Below are 22,397 nucleotides of genomic sequence, written 5' to 3'. Positions count from 1 at the left end.
TTACGTCCCTTGTCGATTGCCGCAAGACGGCACCATTGCACGAAGGGTCGAAACCAGGGGGACCAGACGTGTCGGACGAGACGTCCAATCTTGAATTCCAGTCGCGCAGCCAAGGCAGCGTCATGGGCTTTCCGGCGCATGAAGGCCGGCCCGGCGCGCTCGGCGAGGTTCATGCCCGTCCGCATCCACTCGTCGAGAAGCCGCGCGTCCTCGTCCAGCTCTCCTTCATGACCGAAGGAGGCTCCGCGGTCGACCATGCCGTGCTTTCGGAACTGTCGCGCCGCCTCGGCATCGCCGCCCCCGAGCGTCATGCCCGCCACCACGCCATGAAATGGGGCAAGGGCACGCTGCGCTGGGAGCGGCATACGGAGTTCTCGACCTATCTCTGGGAAGGACCGCTGGCCGAGAATGACCGGGGGCAAGAGGATTCGCCGTTCGGCAATGGCTTTTCGCCGCCGGGAACCGTCATCTCGGGCATCCGGCTCGAGATCCGCAAGTGGACGCAGGCGAACGAGAGGCTGATCGCCGGCTTCGACCCGACCAGCCTCTGTCACTCGCTCGTCGAGCGCGGCAGCGCGGCTATTGTCACCGACTTCCGCCAGGACGGCGATGGCATGACCCGCATGCTGGTGCTTGATCGTGGTCTGACCCCGGCCAGCACCGGCGCGCTGTCGCAGCGGCTGATCGACATCGAGACCTACCGCACGCTTGCCATGCTCGGCTTGCCGCTGGCGCTCACCTTGTCCAGCCGCGCCCGCCGCATCGAGGATCGCTTGGCACAGACGACCCTGGAAATGAAAGTTGCCGAGACCCGCGACAGCCAGACGCTGCTCGCCGACCTGACGGAGCTTGCCGCCGAACTGGAGGCTGATGCCGCTTCCAGCCTTTACCGCTTCGGCGCCAGTCGCGCTTATGACGGCATCGTCACTGAAAGGCTCAAGGCACTGGATGAGGAGCCAGTGCTGGGCTACGACACCTGGGCGGGCTTTCTGCTGCGGCGCATGGCGCCAGCCATGCGCACCTGCCGCTCGGTCGAGGAGCGCCAGGCCAATCTGTCGCGAAAGCTGACCCGTGCCACCACGCTGTTGCGCACCTGGGTGGATGTCGAGGTCGAGAAGCAGAACCGCGATCTGCTCGCCTCGATGAACAACCGCGCCCGGCTGCAACTGCGCCTGCAGCAGACCGTCGAAGGGCTCTCGGTCGCCGCCGTCTCCTACTATGTGGTGGGCCTCATAGGCTATGTCGCCAAGGGCGCGTCGGTCTTTGGCCACGCCTTCGCGCCGGAGGTCGTTACCGCCGCATCGGTGCCTGTCGCCATCCTGCTGGTCTGGTGGGGCGTGCGCAGGGTGCGACAGATGCATTCCGAGCCGGCGAAGCATCCGGCCGAATAGACCGCGCCAAGCTTCGAAGCGCGATGGATGTGCAGCGGCAGATTGCCGCTGCGGAAGCCTTGCCTGCATCCGCCCCGGATGCCATCAAAGCAAGGTTTGCAACAAATGTCCCTAGCTGGTAAATCATTTTTACCAGTTGAGTGGAGGAAGCGCCGATGTCCGGCCTTGCCATGCCCAAGCCAGACGCCGAGACGCTGCGCCGGCGCAGCGAAATCGTCGCCGACATGCGCATCATCGTGCCGGGCGAGGGCGTGGTCGACGCGGCCAACGAAATGCGGGCCTTCGAGAGTGATGGCCTGAGCGCCTACCGGCAAGTGCCGCTGGTCGTGGTCCTGCCCGAGACGGTGGCGCAGGTTTCCCGTCTGCTGAAATACTGCAACGACCGCAACATCCGCGTCGTGCCGCGCGGATCCGGCACCTCGCTGTCGGGCGGCGCGCTGCCGCTGGAAGACGCGGTGCTCCTGGTCATGAGCCGCTTCAACCGCATCATCGAGATCGATTTCCCCAATCGCATCGTCGTCGCCCAGCCGGGCGTCACCAATCTCGGCATCACCACCGCCGTCGAGCAGGAGGGTTTCTACTACGCCCCCGATCCATCCTCCCAGATCGCCTGCTCGATCGGCGGCAACGTGGCGGAGAATTCCGGCGGCGTGCACTGCCTGAAATACGGCCTCACCGCCAACAATGTGCTTGGCATCGAGATGGTGCTGATGAATGGCGAGGTGGTGCGGCTCGGCGGCGGCCACCTCGATGCGGAAGGCTATGACCTGCTCGGCGTCATGACCGGTTCGGAAGGGCTGCTCGGCGTCGTCACCGAGGTCACCGTGCGCATCCTGAAGAAGCCGGAGACGGCGCGGGCGCTGCTGATCGGCTTTCCGACCAGCGAGCAGGGCGGCCAATGCGTGGCCGACATCATCGGCGCCGGCATCATTCCGGGCGGCATGGAAATGATGGACCGGCCGGCGATCCATGCGGCGGAAGATTTCGTCCATGCCGGTTATCCCCTTGACGTCGAGGCGCTGCTGATCGTCGAACTCGACGGGCCGGGCGTCGAGGTCGACCATCTCATTACGGCGGTCGAGGCAATCGCCATTCGCAACGGCTCGACCACCTGCCGCATCTCGCAGTCCGAGCAGGAGCGGCTGAGTTTTTGGGCCGGCCGCAAGGCGGCCTTCCCCGCCGTTGGCCGCATCTCGCCCGATTACTACTGCATGGACGGCACGATCCCACGCAAGGAGTTGCCGCGCGTGCTGGCCGGCATGCGCGAGCTGTCGGAAAAATACGGCCTCGGAGTCGCCAATGTCTTTCACGCCGGCGACGGCAATCTGCATCCCCTGATCCTTTATGATGCCAACGTGCCTGGTGAACTCGACAAGGCCGAAAGCTTTGGCGCTGACATTCTGAGGCTTTGCGTCAAGGTCGGTGGCGTGCTCACCGGCGAACATGGCGTCGGGGTCGAGAAGCGCGACCTGATGCCGGAAATGTTCAACCAGGTCGACCTCGACCAGCAAATGCGCGTCAAGTGCGCCTTCGATCCCAACCATCTGCTCAATCCCGGAAAGGTGTTCCCGCAACTGCGCCGCTGCGCCGAACTGGGGCGCATGCATGTGCATCGCGGGCAGGTGGCGTTTCCCGACATTCCGAGGTTTTGATGGGACATGTTGGCGCTTGAACACCCCCCTCTGTCCTGCCGGACATCTCCCCCGCAAGGGGGGAGATTAGCAGTTCCGGCATCTCGCCGTTCAACAGACATTGGATGTTGGCGAAATCCGATGCGGCATCTGATCTCCCCCCTTGCGGGGGAGATGTCCGGCAGGACAGAGGGGGGTGTGAAGAAACGCGACCTATCACTTCTCGCCCGCTTTGCGGGGCAGAGGAAGGGCACGCGTGCATGACCGCCTTCACCCCCACCACTTCAGCCGAAGTCCTCTCCACGGTTGCCTGGGCGACGGCAGAAGAAGCATCGCTCGAAATTCTCGGCCATGGCTCCAAGCGCGGCATCGGCCATCCGTTGCAGACCGAGCACACGCTCGACCTGTCGAAACTCTCGGGCGTGACCCTCTATGAACCCGCAGAACTGGTGCTGTCGGCCAAGTCAGGCACGCCGCTGGCCGAGATCGAAAGGCTGCTGGCTGAAAACGGCCAGCAACTCGCCTTCGAGCCGATGGACTACGGCCCGCTGCACGGCGGCGAGCCAGGCAAAGGTACCATCGGCGGCGTGCTTGGCGCCAACCTGTCCGGTCCGCGCCGGCTGAAGGCGGGTGCCGCGCGCGATCATATCCTGGGCATCAACGTCGTCTCCGGCCGGGGGGAAGCTTTCAAGTCGGGCGGCCGCGTGGTCAAGAACGTCACCGGCTACGATATGTCGAAGCTGATGGCCAACAGCTGGGGCACGCTGGCCGTCTTTACCGACGTCACCTTCAAGGTGCTGCCTGCGGCCGAGACCGAAGTCACGCTCGCTGTCCGTGGCCTGCTCGATGATGCAGCCTGCGCCGCCATGGCCTTGGCCCTTGGTTCCAGCGCGGAAGTTTCGAGCGCTGCCCATCTGCCGGAGCGCATCGCCGCCCGCGTTGCCGGCGGGACGCTCGGCAGCGAAGCCGCCACGCTGCTGCGCGTCGAGGGCTTTGGCCCGTCGGTTGCCTATCGCATCACCGCGCTGAAGACCCTGCTCGGCAAAGCCGGGCCGCTGGAAGAGATTTCCGGTGAGACCTCCAAGGCAATCTGGCGCGACGTGCGCGATATCAGGCCCTTCGTTGACGGCAGCGAGAAGCCGGTCTGGCGGGTCTCGATGACGCCCGCTCAGGGGCACCAGATGGTTCTGGCCCTACGCATGCAGGCCGCCGTCAGTGCCTTCTACGACTGGCAGGGCGGGCTGGTGTGGCTGCGCATGGAGGAGGGCGATCCCGAAGCCACCCTGCTTCGAGGGCTGTTGCGGAAACATGGCGGCGGCCACGCGACGTTGGTGCGCGCCGCTCCCGCCCATCGTGTCGCGCTGCCGGTGTTCGAGCCGCAGGCGCCGGCATTGGCGGCGCTCAGCCAGCGCCTGAAACAGGAATTCGACCCGAAGAACATCCTCAATCCCGGCCGCATGGCCTAGGACATCAGAGATGCAGACCAATTTTTCGCCCGCCCAGCTTGCCGACCCTGATGTCGCCGAGTCCGAAAAGATCCTGCGCAAATGCGTGCATTGCGGTTTCTGCACCGCCACCTGCCCGACTTATGTAACGCTTGGCAACGAGCTCGATTCGCCGCGCGGGCGCATCTACCTGATCAAGGACATGCTGGAAAACGGCCGTCCCGCCGACAAGGAAATCGTCACCCATATCGACCGCTGCCTCTCCTGCCTGGCCTGCATGACCACGTGTCCATCAGGCGTCAATTACATGCATCTGGTCGACCATGCTCGTGCCCATATCCAGGAAACCTACAAGCGGCCGCTGCTCGACCGGCTGACCCGTGCCACGCTGGCCTACGTGCTGCCCTATCCCCAACGCTTCCGCGCCGCGCTCAAGCTTGCGAGGTTGGGCAAGCCTTTCATCGGCCTGTTCGAGAAGATTCCTGCACTGAAGCCGCTCGCCGCGATGCTCAAGCTCGCGCCTGCATCGATCCCGGCGGCCTCGCCGATGGCCTTGCCGGGTGTCCATGCCAGGCAGGGGACGAAAAAGGGCCGCGTCGCCATCCTGACCGGCTGCGCGCAATCGGTGCTTGACCCCGCCATCAACGACACCACCATCTCGCTGCTGACGCGGCTCGGTGTCGAGGTCGTGGTGCCACCGGGCGAGGGCTGCTGCGGCGCCCTGGTTCATCACATGGGGCGGGAAGAAGCCGCCCTTGCCTCGGCCAGGCAAAATGTCGATGCCTGGACACGCTCCATCGAGCAGGGCGGGCTCGACGCAATTGTCATCACCGCATCGGGTTGCGGCACGACGATCAAGGATTACGGTTTCATGCTGCGGCTCGATCCGGCCTATGCCGACAAGGCCGCGCGCGTGTCGGCGCTGGCCAAGGACATCACCGAATATCTGGCAAGTCTCGAGCTCCCTGAACCGGTGCGCAAGCCGGGCACGGTCGTTGCGTATCACTCGGCCTGCTCGATGCAGCACGGCCAGAAGATCACCCGGCAGCCGAAGGAGCTGCTCGCCAAGGCCGGTTTCATTGTGCGCGAGCCGCGCGAGGGCCATCTCTGCTGCGGCTCGGCCGGCACCTACAATATCCTGCAGCCCGAGATTTCGGCCAGGCTGCGCGATCGTAAGGCGAAAAACATCGAGGCGACGGGCGCCTCGATCGTCGCCACCGGCAATATCGGTTGCATCACGCAGATCGCATCCGCCGCCAGCATGCCGGTGGTGCACACGATCAAACTGCTCGACTGGGCCTATGGCGGGCCGAGGCCGGATGGCATTTTGGATGAGAGCCTGGTCGCTGCGGAGTAGGCCGGGCGCTATTCCGCCGCAAGCCTGTCGGCCGTGCCGTAGGTCGCCTCGTAGAGCGCGCGCTGGCGGCTGAGCGCGACCATGGTATTGCGCAGCAGGATCGCCACCGTCAGCGGACCGACGCCTCCCGGCACCGGCGTGATCCACGAGGCGACTTCCTTGACGCTGTCGGTGTCGACGTCGCCGACGATGCGGCTCGTGCCGTCCGGTCCGACCTCCGAATTGATGCCGATGTCGATGACGGCGGCACCCGGCTTGACCATGTCGGCCTTGATCAGCCGCGGCTTGCCAACGGCGACGAACAGCGCATCGGCGCGCCGCGCATGGGCAGCGACCGACCGTGTCATATGATGGCAGACCGTCACCGTCGCGCCTTCGCTCATCAGCAGGAAGGCGATTGGCTTGCCGACGATTTCCGAATGGCCGACGATCACCACTTCCAGCCCCTTGAGGTCGAGGCCGGTTTCCTTGAGCAGTTCGACCGAGGCGGCCGCCGTGCAAGGCGCGAGATCGAGCTGGTTGTAGACGATGTTGCCGATCGAGGCCGGATGCATGCCCTCGACGTCCTTCAGCGGATGCACGGCCGCCTGCAGTATCTTGATCGGGATATGCGCCGGCACCGGCCGCTGGATGATGATGCCGGTGACACGCGGATCAGCATTCAGCCCATGGATGGCTGCTTCGAGTTCACCTGAGGTGATCGTGGCGGGAAAGCGCCGTTCCTCGAAATCGATGCCGGCGAGTTGAGCCTTGGCACGCTGGTTGCGCACATAGACGTCGACGGCGTCGGTATCGCCGACGGTGATCGAGATCAGCTTGGGCGGAAAGCCCTCGGCCTTGGCAATGGTCGCGTCCTCGCGCACGGCGGCGATGATGCGCTGGGCAACCGGGCCACCCCTGAGATAGCGGCTGTCGTCGGACAGGGACATGGTTCAAACCTTTGGTGGGGAAATTGTGCACTGCAATAGCAGAGCATGGCCCGGAAATCAGCCCTGAAAACGAAACACCGTGCCTCCGGGGCGACCTGTCGCACCGTGAAACGAAAAGGGCAGCCCGGTTACCCGTGCTGCCCTCTCGTGACTGGCCGTATCCCCACACGGCCCGTCCCCCGTTAACTCGTTGCCAGTCTAAGCACGTCTTCCAAAAGCGCGCTATGGCTTAAGGGCAACAGCGCGCCAAAACCTGCTCAGCACTGCTTAACCGGCTGATTCGCTGCCACTATATCACCTCGACGGTGGTTCCGACATTGACCCGCTCATAAAGGTCGACCACGTCCTCGTTGCGCATCCGGATGCAGCCCGATGATACCGCGCCGCCGATCGTCCAGGGCTGGTTGGTGCCATGGATGCGGTACTCGGTCGTGCCGAGATAGAGAGCGCGCGCGCCGAGCGGGTTTTCCATGCCGCCGGCCAGATAGGTCGGCAGGTATCGGCCCTTGGCCGCTTCGCGCTTGATCATCTCGGCCGGTGGACGCCAGTCCGGCCAGACGCGCTTGTTGGTGATCTTGTGGGTGCCCGACCATTCGAAGCCGGGTTTGCCGGTGCCGACGCCGTAGCGCCGCGCCTTGCCGTTCTTCTCGACCAGATAGAGAAAATTCTGCGTGGTATCGATGACGATGGTGCCCGGCTTCTGGGCGCCGTCATAGGCGACTTCCTGCGGCAGGTAGACGGGGTTGATCTGCCGGCGCATGACCATGCGTTTGGCCGGCGCCTGCACGGCGGCCGTTTGCACTCGGTCGGGCTGTGCCGGCTGCGCGGTGCGCTGGCGCGGCTGCTGCTGCACGGCCTGTCGGTTCTGCCGCACGACTCCGGGCGCATGGCCGAGCTGCAGCACCCAGGGCGCGGAAAGGTCGGGGCTCACCATCACCGGCGGCCTGTCGGCATAACGGTCGTTGGCGGTTGAGGGTGTGACGCCGGCGGCAAACACAGCCACGGCGCCGAGCAAGGGAAACAGAACTCTCTTCATCGGGAACGCACCTTGATCGTCTAATATGCCGGGCAAGAACGCTCCCGGCTTGCGCGATCATTGGCGGCGAGCAGCAACCGAAACATGAATCGGAATGCGTAAAATGCGGTTCTGTCAGTAAACCCTTTGGTGTGGTTACCGCCCGGTTCAGGAATCTGGTAAAGCCACGGTAAAGACAGCGCGCAAGCGCGTTAACGGATGGATTTCTTGGGATGAGCAATGAAAACACCGGCCTGCTTGCCGGTCCTGACGGTGTCGTGCGCTGCTTCTGGCACGGCAATCTGCCCGATTATCTGCATTACCATGACCATGAATGGGGCCGGCCGGTGGCCGATGACCGCAGGCTGTTCGAGAAGATCTGCTTGGAAGGGTTTCAGTCGGGCCTGTCCTGGCTGACCATTTTGCGCAAGCGGGAGAATTTTCGCGAAGCCTTCGCTGGCTTCGACTTCGACAAGGTCGCCGCCTTCAACGAACGGGATGTCGAGCGCCTGCTCGGCAACGCCGGCATCATCCGCCATCGCGGCAAGATCGTCTCGACCATCAACAACGCCAAACGCGCCCGCGAGATGGTGGATGAGTTCGGCTCGCTGGCCGCCTGGTTCTGGAAGTTCGAACCCGGCAAGGAGGAGCGGCCGGAGATCGTCGACCTCGCCCATCTGCGCGCCAACCCGACCACCGCGGTTTCCGTTCGGATTTCGAAGGACCTGAAAAAGCGCGGCTGGACTTTCGTCGGCCCGACCACCGTGTACGCCTTCATGCAGGCCATGGGCCTGGTCAACGACCATCTCGAAGGCTGCGTGTGCCGTAAGGAGGTCGAGAAGCAGCGGAAGGCTTTCCAGCGGCCGAAATAGCCGGGGGCAGCTCAGGTGCCGTTGGCGCTGGCCAGGAACAGCCCGGCGACGATTGCGGCCACCGTGGCGACCGTCGGATAGATCACCAGCAGACCGGTCACCAACGCGTCGCGCAGGGAAGGATCCTTGCTGGTGGCTGCCGGCACATCGAACGGCCCGGCAGCCTGGCCAACCATTTGCGGTGCATGGGTGCCCGCCGGGCGCAGGCGCGTCGGCACTTCGCCGGCCTCGCTGTTGGCCTCAAATTCCGTTGCGCTGGTCATGTCCCGAACCTCTTCGTTTCGGTGCGCTATATCGGCCGCGATTGTGTCGGCACGATGCCGCGCCCGTGGCGGCATTGTTTCATTTCCGGCGTGTTTTTGTTTCAGGGGGTTTCGATTCTTTCCTGATCTCGTCGGGTGCGCTGCCGGGCGCCAACCCTTGCCGCTCCCGGCTTCATCGGTTAGGAACGCGCGCTGTGAACGCGCTAGATTTGCCGCGTCACGAAGTCATGAACATCGGGTGCCCAGATTATGGCCGACAAATCGGAAAAGACGAAAGCGCGGCTGCCGCGCGGGTTTGCCGACCGCGGCGCCGAGGATATCCGCGCCGTCGAGAAGATGATGGCGACGATCCGCTCGGTTTATGAGCTCTATGGCTTCGAACCGGCCGACCAGCCGATGATCGAATATACCGATGCGTTGGGCAAATTCCTGCCCGACCAGGACCGGCCGAACGAAGGCGTGTTCTCTTTCCAGGACGACGACGACCAGTGGCTGTCGCTGCGCTACGACCTGACCGCGCCGACCGCGCGCTTCGTCGCCGAGAATTTCGAACGCCTGCCAAAACCCTATCGCAGCTACCGTTCCGGCTGGGTGTTCCGCAACGAAAAGCCCGGGCCCGGCCGCTTTCGCCAGTTCATGCAGTTCGACGCCGACACGATCGGCACGCCGGGCGTCGCGGCGGACGCCGAGATGGCGATGATGATGGCCGACGTCATGGAAGCGCTCGGTATCAAGCGCGGCGACTACGTCATCCGCGTCAACAACCGCAAGGTGCTGGACGGTGTGCTGGAAGCGATCGGCCTTGGCGGCGAGGAAAATGCCGGCCGCCGGCTGACGGTGCTGCGCGCCATCGACAAGCTCGACAAGCTCGGTCCGGACGGTGTCCGGCTTCTGCTTGGCCCGGGGCGCTGGGACGGCGGCAAGGAAGGCGAGGGTGACTTCGCCAAGGGCGCCGGGCTGAATGAAACGCAAGCCGAGGCTGTTCTTATGGCGACAGCGCGAAATGTGCAGGCGGGTTTGGATGCCAGCGTCAGCGGGAACGCGGTCTACCAGGAGGGCGTTGGCGAACTTGCGACCATCGAATCGTTGGTCCGGGCTGCCGGATATGCCGAGGACCGTATCGCCATGGATCGTTCCGTCGTGCGCGGCCTCGAATACTACACCGGCCCCGTCTTCGAGGCCGAACTCCTGGCTGAAATCCCCAACGAGGACGGCCAGATTGTGCGCTTCGGCTCGGTCGGCGGCGGCGGCCGCTATGACGGTCTGGTCTCGCGCTTTCGCGGCGAGCCGGTGCCGGCGACCGGCTTTTCCATCGGCGTCTCGCGACTGATGACGGCGCTGAAGAACCTCGGCAAGCTGGACGTATCGGAAGTGATCGCGCCGGTCGTCGTGCTGGTCATGGACAAGGACACTGAAAGCCTCGGCCGCTATCAGAAGATGGTCTCGGAATTGCGCGCCGCCGGCATTCGCTCCGAAATGTATCTCGGCGGCGCCGGCATGAAGGCGCAGCTCAAATATGCCGACCGGCGCGGTTGCCCCATTGCCGTCATCCAGGGCGGCGACGAGCGGGCCAAGGGCGAATTGCAGATCAAGGACCTGATCGAAGGCGCGCGTATGTCGGCGGAGATCACCGACAACGCCGAATGGCGTGCGGCGCGGCCGGCCCAGGTGACCGTGGCGGAAAGCGAACTGGTCGCCGAGGTGAAGAAGATTTTGGCGGCGCAGGCCGCTGATCGCGCCAAGGGTGGCGCTTGAGCACCCCCCTCTGGCCTGCCGGCCATCTCCCCCGAAAAGGGGGAGATGGGATGTCGCGTAGGTTTTCGCCAATCTCCGATGTTGGGAAAAACGCGCCGAGCCCGAAGCTGCCGATCTCCCCCCTTGCGGGGGAGATGGCCGGCAGGCCGGAGGGGGGGGCCTCGCGCCCAACCTGTCTATGACCTCCCGCCCCGCGATCGCCACCGACATCACCACCCTCTTCGCCGCGCGCAACACGCATGCGGTGGAAGTCGCGGTGCTGCAGCCGGCCGATCCCTTCCTCGATATGGCCGGTGAGGATTTGCGCCGTCGCATTTTCCTGACCGAAAGCGAGACCGGGCAGGCGCTCTGCCTGCGGCCCGAATTCACCATTCCCGTCTGCCTCGACCACATAGCCAGCCAGGCCGGCACGCCGCGCCGCTATTCCTATCTGGGCGAAGTGTTTCGCCAGCGCCGCGAGGGCGGCAATGAGTTCTTCCAGGCCGGCATCGAGGATCTCGGCGACCGCGACACGGCCGAAGCCGATGCTCGTTCAGTGGCCGATGCACACGCATTGCTGTCGCTGGTGCTGCCCAGGCAGTCGCTGGCCGTCACGCTTGGTGACCAGGCGATTTTCGAGGCGGTGCTGGCGGCGCTCGGCCTGCCGCGCGGCTGGCGCATGCGGCTGGCGCGCGCCTTCGGCTCGGCGCCGATGCTGGAGGCAGCACTCGCCGACCTCGCCAACCCACAGCGCAACAGCCAGATCTCCGGGCCGGTCGCGGCGCTTGTCCTCGATGGCGATCTGGACCGTCTTTCCCAGCATATTGCCGGCGGCATGGAGGAAGCCGGCTTGTCAGCATCGGCCGGGCGCGCGCCGTCGGATATCGCGCGGCGGCTGATCGAGAAAGCCGAGTTGCGCAGCGTGCGGCTGTCGAACGAGGCTTTCGCGGCGCTGAAAGATTTTCTGGCGATCGACGTGCCGCTCGATGGTGCGGCCCAGGCATTGGAAACCTTCGCGGCCGGCGCCGGACTTTCGCTGGGTGCGGCGCTGGAAAAATTCTCGGCCCGCGCCAAGGCGATCGAGGCGCATGGCTTGCCCTCCGAAAAAATCCGCTACGACGCCGCTTTCGGCCGTCCGCTCGACTACTACACCGGTGTCGTCTTCGAAATCGCGGCCGCCGACGGCGAGCGCGCCTTGGCCGGTGGCGGGCGCTACGACCGGTTGCTGACGCTGCTCGGTGCCAAGACCGCGATCCCCGGCGTCGGCTTTTCGGTGTGGCTCGACCGCATCGAGGCGCTGCGGGGGGCGGCATCATGATCACGCTCGCCGTTCCCTCGAAGGGTAGGCTCAAGGAGCAGGCGCTGGAGGTGTTGGCCAAGGCCGGCCTCGCCGTCAGCCTGCTCGGCGACGAGCGTAAGTATCATGCCCGCGTCGAGGGCCTGGACAATGTCGAAGTGCTCTTCCTGTCGGCTTCCGAAATATCGGGCGAAATAGGCCAAGGCGCGGTCGATCTCGGCATCACCGGCGAGGACCTGGTGCGGGAAAATCTCGCTGACTGGGAAGCGCGGGCCGAGATCGTCGCCCGCCTCGGCTTCGGCCATGCCGATGTGGTGGTCGCGGTGCCCGAGATCTGGCTCGATGTCGACACCATGGCCGATCTCGACGATGTCGCCGCCGATTTCCGCCAGCGCCATGGCCGCAGGCTGCGGATTGCCACCAAATATTGGCGGCTGACGCAGCAGTTCTTCTCCCAAAAGCACGGCATTCAGGTCTATCGCATCGTCGAGAGCCTCGGCGCCACCGAGGGCGCGCCGGCGGCCGGCCTCGCCGACGTCATCGTCGACATCACCAGCACGGGCTCGACGCTGCGCGCCAACCATCTCAAGGTGCTGGCCGACGGCGTCGTGCTGAAGTCGCAGGCCTGTCTGGTCGCGTCGAGGAAGACACGTGCAGCGGCCGACGACGCCGTTTTGCGCGACATCGTCGCGAAAATGGCGGCAGCGGTCGCATAGCGACCTCCAGGGAAGGGGCTCCAGTACCATCGACGGGATTTCCAGCGTCCCGGCAGGCTGATAGGTTCGGCCAGTCTTGGGAGGAGACAGCGATGCCGGTCAATCTCGACGAGCTGAAGAATGCCACCAATCTGCGCGGACGCGGCGCGCGCGCCGGCAGCGTCTTTATTGCACCGGTCGATGGCAGGGCGCATGTCTCGGGCGACCGCAAAGTGCCGCTGCTCGACAAGACCATTCCCGCGCTGTTCTCCGACACCGTCGGCAAATACGGCACGCTCGATGCCGCCGTGTTCGTCGGCCAGGACAAGCGCTTCACGTGGAGCGAACTGTCGGACACGGTGGATGCACTGGCCGCCGGCTTTCTGGCGCTCGGCCTCCGGAAGGGCGACCGGGTCGGCATCTGGTCGCCCAACCGCTGGGAATGGCTGGTGACGCAATTCGCCACCGCCCGCATCGGCCTGATCCTAGTCAACATCAATCCGGCCTACCGGCTGACCGAGCTGGAATATGCCCTGAACAAGGTTGGCTGCAAGGCACTGGTGACGGCGGCGAGCTTCAAGACATCGGACTATCTCGGCATGATCGAGACTCTGGCGCCGGAGATCGCGACGGCGACACCCGGCAAGCTGAAGGCTGCGAAATTGCCGGCGCTCAGGATCGTCATCCGTATGGGCGAGGAGAACTCGCCAGGCATGTTCAATTTCGGCGACGTGCTGGCCATGGCCGGTCGCGACGAGCATGATAGCCTCGACCGCATCTCGGAAGGGCTGAAGCCTGGCGATGCGATCAACATCCAGTTCACCTCAGGCACGACGGGCGCACCCAAGGGCGCGACGCTCACCCATCTCAACATCGTCAACAACGGCAATTTCGTCACCTCGGCCATCAAGCTCACCGTCGACGACCGGCTCTGCATCCCGGTGCCGCTCTATCACTGCTTCGGCATGTCGATGGGCACGATGGGTTGTGTGTCGAAGGGCGCGACCATGGTTTTCCCCTGCGAGGGGTTCGATCCGGGCCTGACGCTGAAGGCGATCGCGCGGGAGCGCTGCACCGGCCTCTACGGCGTGCCGACCATGTTTGTCGGCATGCTCGACCATCCGGATTTCCCGACCTTCGATCTCTCCAGCCTGCGCACCGGCATCATGGCCGGTTCGCCCTGCCCGATCGAGGTGATGAAGAAGGTGGTGTCGCTCATGCACATGGCTGAAGTGACCATCGCCTACGGCATGACCGAGACCAGTCCGGTCTCGTTCCAGAGCAGCACCGACGATCCGTTGGAAAAGCGTGTCTCGACCGTCGGGCGCATCCACCCGCATGTCGAGGTCAAGGCGATCGCCGTCGACGGCGCCACCGTTGCGGTTGGCGCGCCGGGCGAGCTTTGTACGCGCGGCTACTCGGTGATGAAGGGCTATTGGGACGACGACGAAAAGACCCGCGAGGCGATCGATAGCGATGGCTGGATGCACACCGGAGACCTCGCCACTATCGACGCCGAGGGCTATTGCAACATTGTCGGCCGCGTCAAGGACATGGTCATTCGCGGCGGTGAGAACGTCTATCCCAGAGAGGTCGAGGAATTCCTCTACCGCCATCCCAAGGTGCGGGAAGTGCAGGTCTTCGGCATCCCGGACGCCAAATATGGCGAGGAGCTGTGCGCCTGGATCGTGCTCAAACCCGGCCAGGTCGCCACCGAGCAGGAGATCAAGGCATTCTGCGCGGGCCAGATCGCCCACTACAAGGTGCCGCGCCACATTCGCTTCCGCACGGAATTGCCGATGACGGTGACCGGCAAACCGCAGAAATTCCTGATGCGTCAGGCGATGGTGGAGGAGCTGGGGCTGGTGGCGCAGAAGACGGCGTGAGGGGTTTGGATTCTTGTCCCCGATCGGAGGATTTGCCTACCGTACGCTTATGCAAGTGATCTGAAAGCGAAAATTGACCCATCATCCGGCAGAATCACGGTCCGGTTTGTTCTGTTGTTCCTTCAGCCAATAGTAGCGTTGGAACAAATTCATCCAAACCAGATGGACAATATCGCGACAGATACGAGCTTCTGGCGAGAGGGACGACAAATCCAACTTCTCGAATGTGCCATGGAGCCGTTCTATCGTCCCCAGCTCTCGCATTTCGCCATCTTGCCGCTTGCTCTGGGCACATGCGGCCAGAGTCTCCGCAAGCTCTTGCGGCAAGTCAGTAGCACACGCTGCGAGCGTCGCTGCGGTCAGGCGCACCGAAGTTATTGCCGGACCTGGTGAGACCGTGTTGGCTACGAACTGGTAGCGCTCGAGGGCGCGAAGTATCGGTTGAATATTCAGCAGCCTTTCGCCAGGCGTCACGGTCTCGATCTTTAGAAGATCACAAATCTTCTGATATCGCTCGTTGTTGGTGACAAATTTCTCTTGAAGATCCGCCCTCTCAGCCAGATCGATGCCGACAAGCAGGGTGCCAACACAAAGCTGAAAGATCTGGCGACCGAAAAGCATTAAAGAACCGAAACCATCGGAAGGCTGCCGCTGCTTGCCTGCAATGGGAGCGTAGAAATACCCGTCACCTACCTGTCCCTCGTGCGCGACACGAGAACGGGCGGCATAAAATTGGTCAGCCCAGTCATTGAGACGCTCTGTCCGACCCAGCAGCAATGAGATTGCATCGACAAGTCGTTCTTTCTTGGACGACTCTGGCAAACGCAGGAGTGTCTCGAAAGCTATCGCTAGATTGAGCACCTCTTGGCTACGGTCGAGCATATGTTCATTGGCAGCATTGTACCAATGCAGGGCTGCATAGATACGCTGGGCTGCGGACGTGACGGGTTTCTCTAGGAGGTCGAGCAGCAAACTATAACCCGGGCGACCACCAAGCCGCTGGCCTATGTCTAAGTAAAGATCTTGGGAGGCATTGAGATTCATATGGGGCTTAGGGCCATATAGCCGCGCTCCCGGCTCAACCCAAAAAGCATGACGGAAATTATAAAGGCCCGTATAGCCTGGAACGAAGTGGTTCGTGTCCGGTGCGGGGCCATGATAAGGCGAAGCACTCTCTGTATGATATTCGGGGCGAGTCAGGAAAACGCTGACACGATCCGGAGTAAACAACAATAAACTTACTTCATCAGGTGCGAGAAAAACCGTCTCGAAAACTTCGTGCGGTGCCGAATATAAGTAAGCGACTGCTGCGCGCAGATGAGCGATATGCGCAAGTTGCTGATCGCTTCTGTGGACCCGGATGTAAGGCATAATTGCATAAGACGCAGATTTTATTCGAAAATCGTCCTTTACGAACAACATCTGTGAAATTTCATCGACAGCTGTTGCCTGGTTAGGGGGCAGACCATCGAGATCGGTAGTCGAGCGAAATGTGTAGCCACCGATTCTGATCGGAGACGTGGTTTTCAGGAACGGAAAGACGGCGATACTGAATTGGGCAGGCGTCATTTCAATAAAAGCCATAAATAGCGGCGATTCGCACTTATACGGCTGAGAACGTGCAGAACAAAGCGTTTGAATCCATCTCCGATGGCCGCAGCATCGTACCCCTCGCACCTGCACGAATCGCGCCCTCAGCCGCGTCGCGCCATTGCGCCGATACCGTCGAGCAGCGCCTGCTGGTCGCCGACCCAGAACCAGTGATCGTCGCCATCGACCTCGATGAACCGCGCGCCTGGAATCTTGGTCGCTAGGAACCGCCCCGCCTCGATGCGCACGGCGCGGTCGCCGGAACGGTGGAGGATCATCGTCGGGGCGGAGACGTTTGCCAGGAGGTGACGGACATCGGCGTCCCGCAACGCGTCGAGCAGCCCTGCGACCGCACCCGGGCTGGAGGCTGCCCTGAGCAATCCGGCCCACCAGGTCCTCGCCTGGCGGTCGCCAGCGAGGCTCGGTGCGAAGGTGTCGATTTCCGCCGCGCCACCCCAGCCCGCCAGCAGCCGTTGCTTCCACAGATCATACTGCGCGATGGTCAAGGCGTGGGGATAGTCAGGTGCACGGCTGCCTTTGGCGAGCGAGCCCCACAAGACAAGGCCCGTCAGCCGATCGGGATGCTGGACCGCAAAACGGATACAGCCCGGCCCACCCTCCGATGCGCCGACCAGCAAGGCCCGGCGGCTGCCGGCCGCGTTCATGACCGCCAGAATATCCTGCGCCGTCGCCTCGACCGTGGGGCGGGCACCGACTCGGTCGGAAAGCCCCATGCCGCGCCGGTCGAAGAGGATCAGGCGACCCAGGCGCGAAACCGCGGTCAGCCAGGCGCGGCAACCCGGGTCTTCCCAGATACGCTCGACATGTGAAATGAAGCCGGGAACAAGCACGATGTCCGTCGGGCCGCTGCCAAAGATCTGGTACGCGATGTGGATACCGCCCACCGCGACATAGCGCGTCCTGGGCACGTCCAGGGCGGCGTCCTGAGTTGGCTGGCTCAGCATGGCAAGCGTGGCGGGGTCCGGCGCTACACCGAGTTCGTCCCGCAAGAGCCGGATGCACGTGTCGATCTGCCGCTCGGCCGCCGCCCTGTCCCCGGCCGCCAGATGGGCACGGACCAGATGTCGGTGCGCGCTTTCGCTCAAGGGGTCGAGTGCCGCCAGCCGTGTCGCGTGAACGACCGCGCCACGAGGCTGGCTGTAGGCGATCTTGGCGTCGATGAGCCGCTCCAGCGCCTGCACCAGCCGGCCACGCAACGTCTCTCGCCGAAAGAAGACCCATTCCTCGAATTGCGGACAGTCCGGCAGCAAGAAGCCGGCGAGATAGTCGTCTTTGTAGATCTCGGCTGCCTTGTCGAGAGCGCCGGAATTGCAGGCCTGCTCGAAAATCCTGGTGTCGATCTCGGCGGACAACGCCGGGTGCAGGCTTAGCGAGACGCCTGTGGCGGCGATGATCTCGTTGCCGAACGCGATGCGGATTTTGTACAGCGTGCGCCGAAGGCGGGCGCGTGCGGCCTGCTCGTCGGCTTCCGGCCACAACAGCGTGGCGGCGACCTCGCGCGCCACCGGCCCGCTGGCCTCGGCGAGATAGATGAGGAGGGCTGCCGCCTTGCGCAGGGCGAGTTCCACCCGCCGGCCGTTCAAGCGGAACTCCGGAAAACCCAGAAATCGGAATTCCAATCGCTCCATCGATCCGACCACGGCCATGCAGGGACGTTGAGGGGACGCCGGCCTTCTATCCATTCCCACGACATCGGGCCGATCGGGTCCGATCATGAGACTCCCTTGGAGCGAGAAATGTCACTGGTCAATACTCTCACCCGCCCTGTCGGTGCCGCCAACACACGGCAAGGAGGCTGAGACATGTGCCAATCCTGTCTCTCCTGGTACGCGCGCTGCATTGCTCCCTACCTCGTCCACGCCGGCTGTTCGGCCAACGCTTTCACGGACATGCGAAGGCGTCTGATCCCGCAGGCAGGGGGCGTCGTCGTCGAAGTCGGCTTCGGCTCCGGCCTGAACCTTCCCCATTACGACGCCGCCAGGGTGAAGCGGCTGGTCGGCGTCGATCCCGACGGCACGATGCTGGGCCTTGCCGAACCGAAGAGCCGTTCCGTGCCATTCGATGTCGACTGCATCAGGGCCAGCGGTGAAAGGCTGCCCTTGGCCGACAGCTTCGCCGACACGGTGGTCGTCACCTATGCCTTCTGCACCATTCCGGACCCCGAGGCGGCGTTGACCGAAATCCGGCGCATCCTCAAGCCCAAGGGCCGGCTGATCTTCATCGAGCACGGCCAGGCCGAAGGGCCGCGTTGCCGCCGGTGGCAAGAGCGTCTGAACCTGATATGGGGCCGGCTCGCCGGCGGCTGCCACCTCAATCGCGATCCATTGCACCTGATCCGGACGGCGGGCTTTCATATCGTCGAAGCGCAGCGCGAGCGGTTCCAGCTACCCTTCTGGCAGTTGGGAAGTCACCATGCCGGCATCGCGATACCCCTAACGGGTTGACGGGATGCCTCGTCCGCTAACGCCGCCCGCGCCGTATTTCCGCCGGCCGTGGCGCCGAACCCGGCTCCTGCACCAGCGGCCCCAGCAGCACCTCGCCGAACAGTGGCTGGTAGCTGCGGCGCACCGCCGGGTCCTCCTTGAAGGACAGCGCATATTGCCCGATCTGGTGGAAATAGGTGATGCGGGCCCTGACTAGGCTTTCGTCCTCGGGATAACCCATGGCGCGGAAGGAGCGGGTCAGGAGTTCGATGCGCAGGTCATCGATATCCTTGACCTCCTGCGCCAGCTTTTTCGACGTTCGTGACCAGTCGCGCACGGCGAGGTCGAGCAGGGGACTAAACGGCGCCTCGTCGACCCAAACATGCACGATGTCGGTGAAGAACTGCAGGCCGTCTATATTCTGCATCTCGCGCATAGCCCAGAAGGGCTCGCAATTGATATCTCGCCATTCTTGCAGCAGGCCGTCGCGAAGATCGGCCAGGCTGGTGAAATGGAAATAGAAGCTGCCGCGCGTCACCTTGAATTGCTTGGCGAGGCGGTCGATCTTGACCTCGCCAATGCCGTGCTTCTCCAGCACCTTGCGCGCCGCTGCGATCCAGGCCTCGCGACTCAGCGTCTGCCGCGCCGTCTTCCCAGGTCCCGCGGCTTTGGCTGGTCTCTTGCCTTTGGCCGGGGCGCTGTCCGATTTCATCCGATCAAGACCTTCATCGCACACGCAACGCCCACAAAACCGTTCGCCGGCTCCGATGCGCTTCGCGACTCATCAAGTGTCCATCTATCGCGGAAGGCGCAACTCAGGGCAATGCGCTGATCCGCTCCAGCATGAGTTCGAAGAACGGCGCGGGATCGATGCGCCGCAGGACGTTGCAGTTCTTGCGCCGGCCGGTGACGTGCCACCAGTCGACGACGGTCATGCCGATTGTCTCAGGCGAGACAATGTCGACCGTCACCGCGCACTGGCGCTGTTCATAGATTTGCGGTGCCAGGAGATAACCGGTGACGCAGGCATCGTGGATGGGGCGTGCCGGCGTCTCGAATTTGTGGGTGCCATACTGGCGGTAGAAGTCGGCCAGGTTCGCGGCCTCGATCGCCGCGCGGCTGCCGCTTGCGCGCAGGCGGTCGAGCCACTCAGGCGTCATCAGCGCCGTGTAGGTGCAATCGATGCCCGCCATGGTCACCGGCGCGCCGCTGTCGAACACCTTGTGCGCGGCATGCGGGTCGACGAAGATGTTGAACTCAGCCGCCGGCGTCGCGTTGCCACCCTGGAAGAAGCCGCCGCCCATCAGCACCACTTCGCGCAGACGGGGCACGATCCTCGGCTCCATGGTCATGGCCATGGCCAGATTCGTCATTGGCCCGAGCGTGCAAACGGTCAATTCGCCTTCCGGCGCGTCCATGATGGTGCACACCATGTAGTTCACCGCGTGTTCGCCCCGCAGCGGCGTCACCGGTTCGGCAAGGTCGGCGCCGTCGAGGCCGGTTTCCCCATGGACATATTCGGCGGTGATCAGCTTGCGCACCATCGGCGCCGGGCAGCCGGCATAAACGGGCACATCGGGCCGCCCGGCGAGTTCGACGACTTTCAGCGCATTCTTCGAGGTCAGGGCAAGCGGCACGTTGCCGCCGACCGTGGTGATGCCGACCACGTCGAGTTCATCAGGCGACCCCAGTGCGAAGAGGATGGCGAAGGCGTCGTCCTGGCCCGGATCGGTATCGATGATGATCTTGCGTGGTGCCATGATGCCGCGTCCTTCCTTTTGCGATCGAAAGCCTATTGATGAGGCCGTTCGGATGTGTAGAAATACAGTACTGTATCTTATGTTCAAGACAGGGTGTTCGAAATGGATGCACAAGAGCGCGGCGATTTTTCCGAAATTCCGATCCTCGACGTTTCGCCGCTCTATGGCGACGACGAAGGCGCGATCAGGGAAACGGCAGCGACACTGCGCCGCTATCTCGAGACGATCGGCTTCCTCTATGTCACCGGCCACCCCATTCCGCGCACCGATGTCGAAGCGGTCCGCGAGGCCTCCAAGCGTTTCTTCGCCTTGCCCGAGGAGGAGAAGGCGAAGCTGAAGATCGACAAGAATTTCCGCGGCTATTTGCCCTTTGCCGGCTCGACCATCGTGACCTCGTCCGTGGCGGCCGTCAGCAAGCCGAACCAGAGCGAATCGATCTTCTTCATGCACGAGGTCGGCGCCGACGACCCCCGGGCCTTGGCCGGCAAGCCGCTGCAAGGCCCCAACCAGTGGCCTGACGAGGCCGCCCTTGCCGGCTTCAGGGAGACCATCGAGCGCTATGTCCAGGAGATGGGCACGCTCGCCCGCAAGATGGTGCGCGCCATCGCGCTTTCGCTCGGGCTGCCCTCCGACAGTCTCGACCGCTATTTCGAGCAGCCGACGACTTTCCTGCGGCTGCTGCACTATCCGACGCAGCCCCAGGAAGAGGGGCTTTTCGGTTCGGCGCCGCACACCGACTACGGCTTCATCACGCTGCTCGCCCAGGACAATGTCGGCGGCCTCGAGGTCAAGAACAAGGCGGGCGACTGGGTCCCCGCGCCGCCCGTTCCGGATTCCTTCGTCATGAATGTCGGCGACATCCTGGCGCGCTGGTCGAACGACCAGTTCGTCTCGACGCCGCACCGCGTCATCAACCGCTCCGGACGCGAGCGCTATTCGCAGCCCTTCTTCTTCGACCCCTCCATGGACGAGACGATTGCCGCACTTTCGGTCTGTGTGCCGGCCGGCACACAGCCGAAATACGAGCCAGTGCTCTATGGCGATTACCTGATGGAGCGCATCGACAAGAATTATCACTATCGAAAGAAGAAGGCGGCCGAGACAGCCGCTTCATAAGGGACACCGAGCCCGTGCCGGCCACTGGCCCGGGCTCTGCCGGAAAGACTGCAAACAAGGACAAGAAAAGGGGAACAGCAATGAACAGATATCTGCGAATGACCAGCCTTGCACTGGCGCTCTCCACCACCGTCTGGGGCGGGGTTTCCAAAGCCGCCGACGTGCCGAAATCGGCTGAGGTGAAAGAGAGCGGAACGCTCGCCGTCGCCAACACTCTGGACTTCGCGCCGTTCGAATATCTCGACGCCGACGGCAAGCAGACCGGCATCATCGTCGAACTCGCCGGCGAGGTGGCCAAGCTCGTCGACGCCAAGCTCGATATCCAGCGCACGCCGTTCCCGTCGATGATCCCGGGTCTTGCGGCGGGCCGCTTCAAGATCGCCTGGGAGACCTTCTCGGCCACGCCGGAGCGCCTGAAGCAGGTCGATTTCATCATGTTCCTGAAGGCAGGGCTCGCCGTCTCGACATCGCCTGACAAGAAGGCGAGCTTCAGCGGCGACATGCCGCTCTGTGGCAAGCGCATCGGCGTCTCGGCCGGCAGCGCCTCGGATTTCCTGGTCGACAAGCTCGGTAAGGAATGCACCGACAAGGGCCAAAAGGCTATCGAGAAATCGGTGTTCAACTCCTCCACCGATATCGTCCAGGCCGTGCTTTCGGACCGCGTCGACGCGCGTATGGACGATGCCACCGCATCGAGCTATTTCGAGGTGACGAGCAAGGGCCAGTTGGTGGTCCTGCCGACGCTTTACGAGGTCGCGCCGCTCGGCATGGCGATCGCCAAGGACGACAAGCAGACCGCCGACATGATGGTGGCGGCACTTGCCGAACTGTTCAAGAACGGCACGTACAAAGCTATCCTGGAGAAATACGGCATGGGCGCCTATGCGATCAAGGAACCCTACTTCGTCGGCACCATGGACGCGCTTCGCGCCGAATAGAGACCATCCGGCGCCTGATGAACGTCAGGCGCCG

At 63.6% G+C, this 22,397-nt stretch carries 19 protein-coding genes; 12 read left to right on the top strand and 7 right to left on the bottom strand.

Annotation, left to right across the window (positions count from 1 at the left end; all coding sequences use genetic code 11):
- The first annotated feature begins 68 nt into the window (after positions 1 to 68).
- The 4 genes from FJ950_RS00160 (at position 69) to glcF (ending at position 5,824) form a co-directional block, all read left to right on the top strand.
- Positions 69 to 1,391, top strand: a complete 1,323-nt coding sequence (locus FJ950_RS00160; protein ID WP_140614576.1) for a DUF3422 family protein — start codon at positions 69 to 71, stop codon at positions 1,389 to 1,391.
- A gap of 155 nt (positions 1,392 to 1,546) precedes the next feature.
- Entirely contained in the window at positions 1,547 to 3,043 is a 1,497-nt protein-coding gene (locus tag FJ950_RS00155) for an FAD-linked oxidase C-terminal domain-containing protein (protein ID WP_140614575.1), read from the top strand.
- 239 nt (positions 3,044 to 3,282) lie between these two features.
- Entirely contained in the window at positions 3,283 to 4,488 is a 1,206-nt protein-coding gene (locus FJ950_RS00145) for an FAD-binding protein (RefSeq protein ID WP_140614573.1), read from the top strand.
- 10 nt (positions 4,489 to 4,498) lie between these two features.
- Entirely contained in the window at positions 4,499 to 5,824 is a 1,326-nt protein-coding gene (gene glcF / locus FJ950_RS00140; RefSeq protein ID WP_140614572.1) for a glycolate oxidase subunit GlcF, read from the top strand.
- An 8-nt stretch (positions 5,825 to 5,832) separates the two neighbouring features.
- Here glcF and FJ950_RS00135 read toward each other — a convergent pair whose 3' ends face one another.
- A complete protein-coding gene (locus FJ950_RS00135; RefSeq protein ID WP_140614571.1) occupies positions 5,833 to 6,753 on the bottom strand; it encodes a bifunctional 5,10-methylenetetrahydrofolate dehydrogenase/5,10-methenyltetrahydrofolate cyclohydrolase in 921 nt (306 codons plus the stop codon).
- A 289-nt stretch (positions 6,754 to 7,042) separates the two neighbouring features.
- Positions 7,043 to 7,789, bottom strand: a complete 747-nt coding sequence (locus FJ950_RS00130) for a L,D-transpeptidase (RefSeq protein ID WP_140614570.1) — start codon at positions 7,787 to 7,789, stop codon at positions 7,043 to 7,045.
- A gap of 212 nt (positions 7,790 to 8,001) precedes the next feature.
- Between FJ950_RS00130 and FJ950_RS00125 the strand changes: the two genes are divergently transcribed.
- A complete protein-coding gene (locus tag FJ950_RS00125) occupies positions 8,002 to 8,640 on the top strand; it encodes a DNA-3-methyladenine glycosylase I (RefSeq protein WP_140614569.1) in 639 nt (212 codons plus the stop codon).
- Positions 8,641 to 8,651: 11 nt separating this feature from the next.
- On the opposite strand, the gene FJ950_RS00120 is transcribed toward FJ950_RS00125, so the two are convergent.
- A complete protein-coding gene (locus FJ950_RS00120) occupies positions 8,652 to 8,903 on the bottom strand; it encodes a hypothetical protein (protein ID WP_140614568.1) in 252 nt (83 codons plus the stop codon).
- A gap of 249 nt (positions 8,904 to 9,152) precedes the next feature.
- Here FJ950_RS00120 and hisS point away from each other — a divergent pair, with 249 nt between their 5' ends.
- The 4 genes from hisS to FJ950_RS00095 all read left to right on the top strand — a co-directional run bounded on the left by hisS (position 9,153) and on the right by FJ950_RS00095 (position 14,515).
- Positions 9,153 to 10,658: a histidine--tRNA ligase gene (gene hisS / locus FJ950_RS00115; protein ID WP_140614567.1), complete on the top strand. Its 1,506-nt coding sequence runs from the start codon at positions 9,153 to 9,155 to the stop codon at positions 10,656 to 10,658.
- A gap of 178 nt (positions 10,659 to 10,836) precedes the next feature.
- Entirely contained in the window at positions 10,837 to 11,955 is a 1,119-nt protein-coding gene (locus FJ950_RS00105) for an ATP phosphoribosyltransferase regulatory subunit (RefSeq protein WP_140614565.1), read from the top strand.
- Positions 11,952 to 12,650: an ATP phosphoribosyltransferase gene (hisG, locus tag FJ950_RS00100; RefSeq protein ID WP_140614564.1), complete on the top strand. Its 699-nt coding sequence runs from the start codon at positions 11,952 to 11,954 to the stop codon at positions 12,648 to 12,650. Before FJ950_RS00105 ends, hisG begins: the two co-directional genes overlap by 4 nt.
- Positions 12,651 to 12,742: 92 nt before the next feature.
- Positions 12,743 to 14,515: an AMP-binding protein gene (locus FJ950_RS00095; protein WP_140614563.1), complete on the top strand. Its 1,773-nt coding sequence runs from the start codon at positions 12,743 to 12,745 to the stop codon at positions 14,513 to 14,515.
- Between the two features lie 81 nt (positions 14,516 to 14,596).
- On the opposite strand, the gene FJ950_RS00090 is transcribed toward FJ950_RS00095, so the two are convergent.
- Positions 14,597 to 16,099 (bottom strand): HEPN domain-containing protein, encoded by a 1,503-nt coding sequence (locus FJ950_RS00090; RefSeq protein ID WP_140614562.1) that lies wholly within the window; start codon positions 16,097 to 16,099, stop codon positions 14,597 to 14,599.
- A 110-nt stretch (positions 16,100 to 16,209) separates the two neighbouring features.
- Positions 16,210 to 17,754: an alpha/beta hydrolase gene (locus tag FJ950_RS00085; protein WP_181170997.1), complete on the bottom strand. Its 1,545-nt coding sequence runs from the start codon at positions 17,752 to 17,754 to the stop codon at positions 16,210 to 16,212.
- A 174-nt stretch (positions 17,755 to 17,928) separates the two neighbouring features.
- Between FJ950_RS00085 and FJ950_RS00080 the strand changes: the two genes are divergently transcribed.
- Positions 17,929 to 18,570, top strand: coding sequence for a class I SAM-dependent methyltransferase (locus FJ950_RS00080; protein WP_140614560.1), 642 nt, complete (start codon positions 17,929 to 17,931; stop codon positions 18,568 to 18,570).
- 16 nt (positions 18,571 to 18,586) lie between these two features.
- On the opposite strand, the gene FJ950_RS00075 is transcribed toward FJ950_RS00080, so the two are convergent.
- The gene (locus tag FJ950_RS00075; RefSeq protein WP_015316514.1) at positions 18,587 to 19,261 is read right to left on the bottom strand and encodes a TetR/AcrR family transcriptional regulator; all 675 of its coding nucleotides are present in this window, start codon (positions 19,259 to 19,261) and stop codon (positions 18,587 to 18,589) included.
- Positions 19,262 to 19,364: 103 nt separating this feature from the next.
- The gene (locus FJ950_RS00070) at positions 19,365 to 20,309 is read right to left on the bottom strand and encodes a nucleoside hydrolase (protein ID WP_140614559.1); all 945 of its coding nucleotides are present in this window, start codon (positions 20,307 to 20,309) and stop codon (positions 19,365 to 19,367) included.
- A 102-nt stretch (positions 20,310 to 20,411) separates the two neighbouring features.
- Between FJ950_RS00070 and FJ950_RS00065 the strand changes: the two genes are divergently transcribed.
- Complete coding sequence (locus FJ950_RS00065; RefSeq protein WP_140614558.1) at positions 20,412 to 21,425, top strand: 2OG-Fe(II) oxygenase family protein; 1,014 nt, start codon at positions 20,412 to 20,414, stop codon at positions 21,423 to 21,425.
- 80 nt (positions 21,426 to 21,505) lie between these two features.
- Entirely contained in the window at positions 21,506 to 22,363 is an 858-nt protein-coding gene (locus FJ950_RS00060) for an ABC transporter substrate-binding protein (protein WP_140614557.1), read from the top strand.
- Positions 22,364 to 22,397 lie beyond the last annotated feature (34 nt).

The organism is Mesorhizobium sp. B2-3-14 (assembly GCF_006442175.1).
Lineage (GTDB): Bacteria > Pseudomonadota > Alphaproteobacteria > Rhizobiales > Rhizobiaceae > Mesorhizobium > Mesorhizobium australicum.
The sequence above is the reverse complement of the archived record's forward strand: the minus strand, read 5'-3'. Positions and strand labels throughout refer to the sequence as shown.

What these genes read in the sequence shown, in the direction of transcription:
- FJ950_RS00155 (WP_140614575.1), top strand. Translation starts at nt 1,547, where the DNA reads ATGTCCGGCCTTGCCATGCCCAAGCCAGACGCCGAGACGCTGCGCCGG.
- FJ950_RS00145 (WP_140614573.1), top strand. Translation starts at nt 3,283, where the DNA reads ATGACCGCCTTCACCCCCACCACTTCAGCCGAAGTCCTCTCCACGGTT.
- glcF (WP_140614572.1), top strand. Translation starts at nt 4,499, where the DNA reads ATGCAGACCAATTTTTCGCCCGCCCAGCTTGCCGACCCTGATGTCGCC.
- FJ950_RS00135 (WP_140614571.1), bottom strand. Translation starts at nt 6,753, where the DNA reads ATGTCCCTGTCCGACGACAGCCGCTATCTCAGGGGTGGCCCGGTTGCC.
- FJ950_RS00130 (WP_140614570.1), bottom strand. Translation starts at nt 7,789, where the DNA reads ATGAAGAGAGTTCTGTTTCCCTTGCTCGGCGCCGTGGCTGTGTTTGCC.
- FJ950_RS00125 (WP_140614569.1), top strand. Translation starts at nt 8,002, where the DNA reads ATGAGCAATGAAAACACCGGCCTGCTTGCCGGTCCTGACGGTGTCGTG.
- FJ950_RS00120 (WP_140614568.1), bottom strand. Translation starts at nt 8,903, where the DNA reads ATGACCAGCGCAACGGAATTTGAGGCCAACAGCGAGGCCGGCGAAGTG.
- hisS (WP_140614567.1), top strand. Translation starts at nt 9,153, where the DNA reads ATGGCCGACAAATCGGAAAAGACGAAAGCGCGGCTGCCGCGCGGGTTT.
- FJ950_RS00105 (WP_140614565.1), top strand. Translation starts at nt 10,837, where the DNA reads ATGACCTCCCGCCCCGCGATCGCCACCGACATCACCACCCTCTTCGCC.
- hisG (WP_140614564.1), top strand. Translation starts at nt 11,952, where the DNA reads ATGATCACGCTCGCCGTTCCCTCGAAGGGTAGGCTCAAGGAGCAGGCG.
- FJ950_RS00095 (WP_140614563.1), top strand. Translation starts at nt 12,743, where the DNA reads ATGCCGGTCAATCTCGACGAGCTGAAGAATGCCACCAATCTGCGCGGA.
- FJ950_RS00090 (WP_140614562.1), bottom strand. Translation starts at nt 16,099, where the DNA reads ATGGCTTTTATTGAAATGACGCCTGCCCAATTCAGTATCGCCGTCTTT.
- FJ950_RS00085 (WP_181170997.1), bottom strand. Translation starts at nt 17,754, where the DNA reads ATGGAGCGATTGGAATTCCGATTTCTGGGTTTTCCGGAGTTCCGCTTG.
- FJ950_RS00080 (WP_140614560.1), top strand. Translation starts at nt 17,929, where the DNA reads ATGTGCCAATCCTGTCTCTCCTGGTACGCGCGCTGCATTGCTCCCTAC.
- FJ950_RS00075 (WP_015316514.1), bottom strand. Translation starts at nt 19,261, where the DNA reads ATGAAATCGGACAGCGCCCCGGCCAAAGGCAAGAGACCAGCCAAAGCC.
- FJ950_RS00070 (WP_140614559.1), bottom strand. Translation starts at nt 20,309, where the DNA reads ATGGCACCACGCAAGATCATCATCGATACCGATCCGGGCCAGGACGAC.
- FJ950_RS00065 (WP_140614558.1), top strand. Translation starts at nt 20,412, where the DNA reads ATGGATGCACAAGAGCGCGGCGATTTTTCCGAAATTCCGATCCTCGAC.
- FJ950_RS00060 (WP_140614557.1), top strand. Translation starts at nt 21,506, where the DNA reads ATGAACAGATATCTGCGAATGACCAGCCTTGCACTGGCGCTCTCCACC.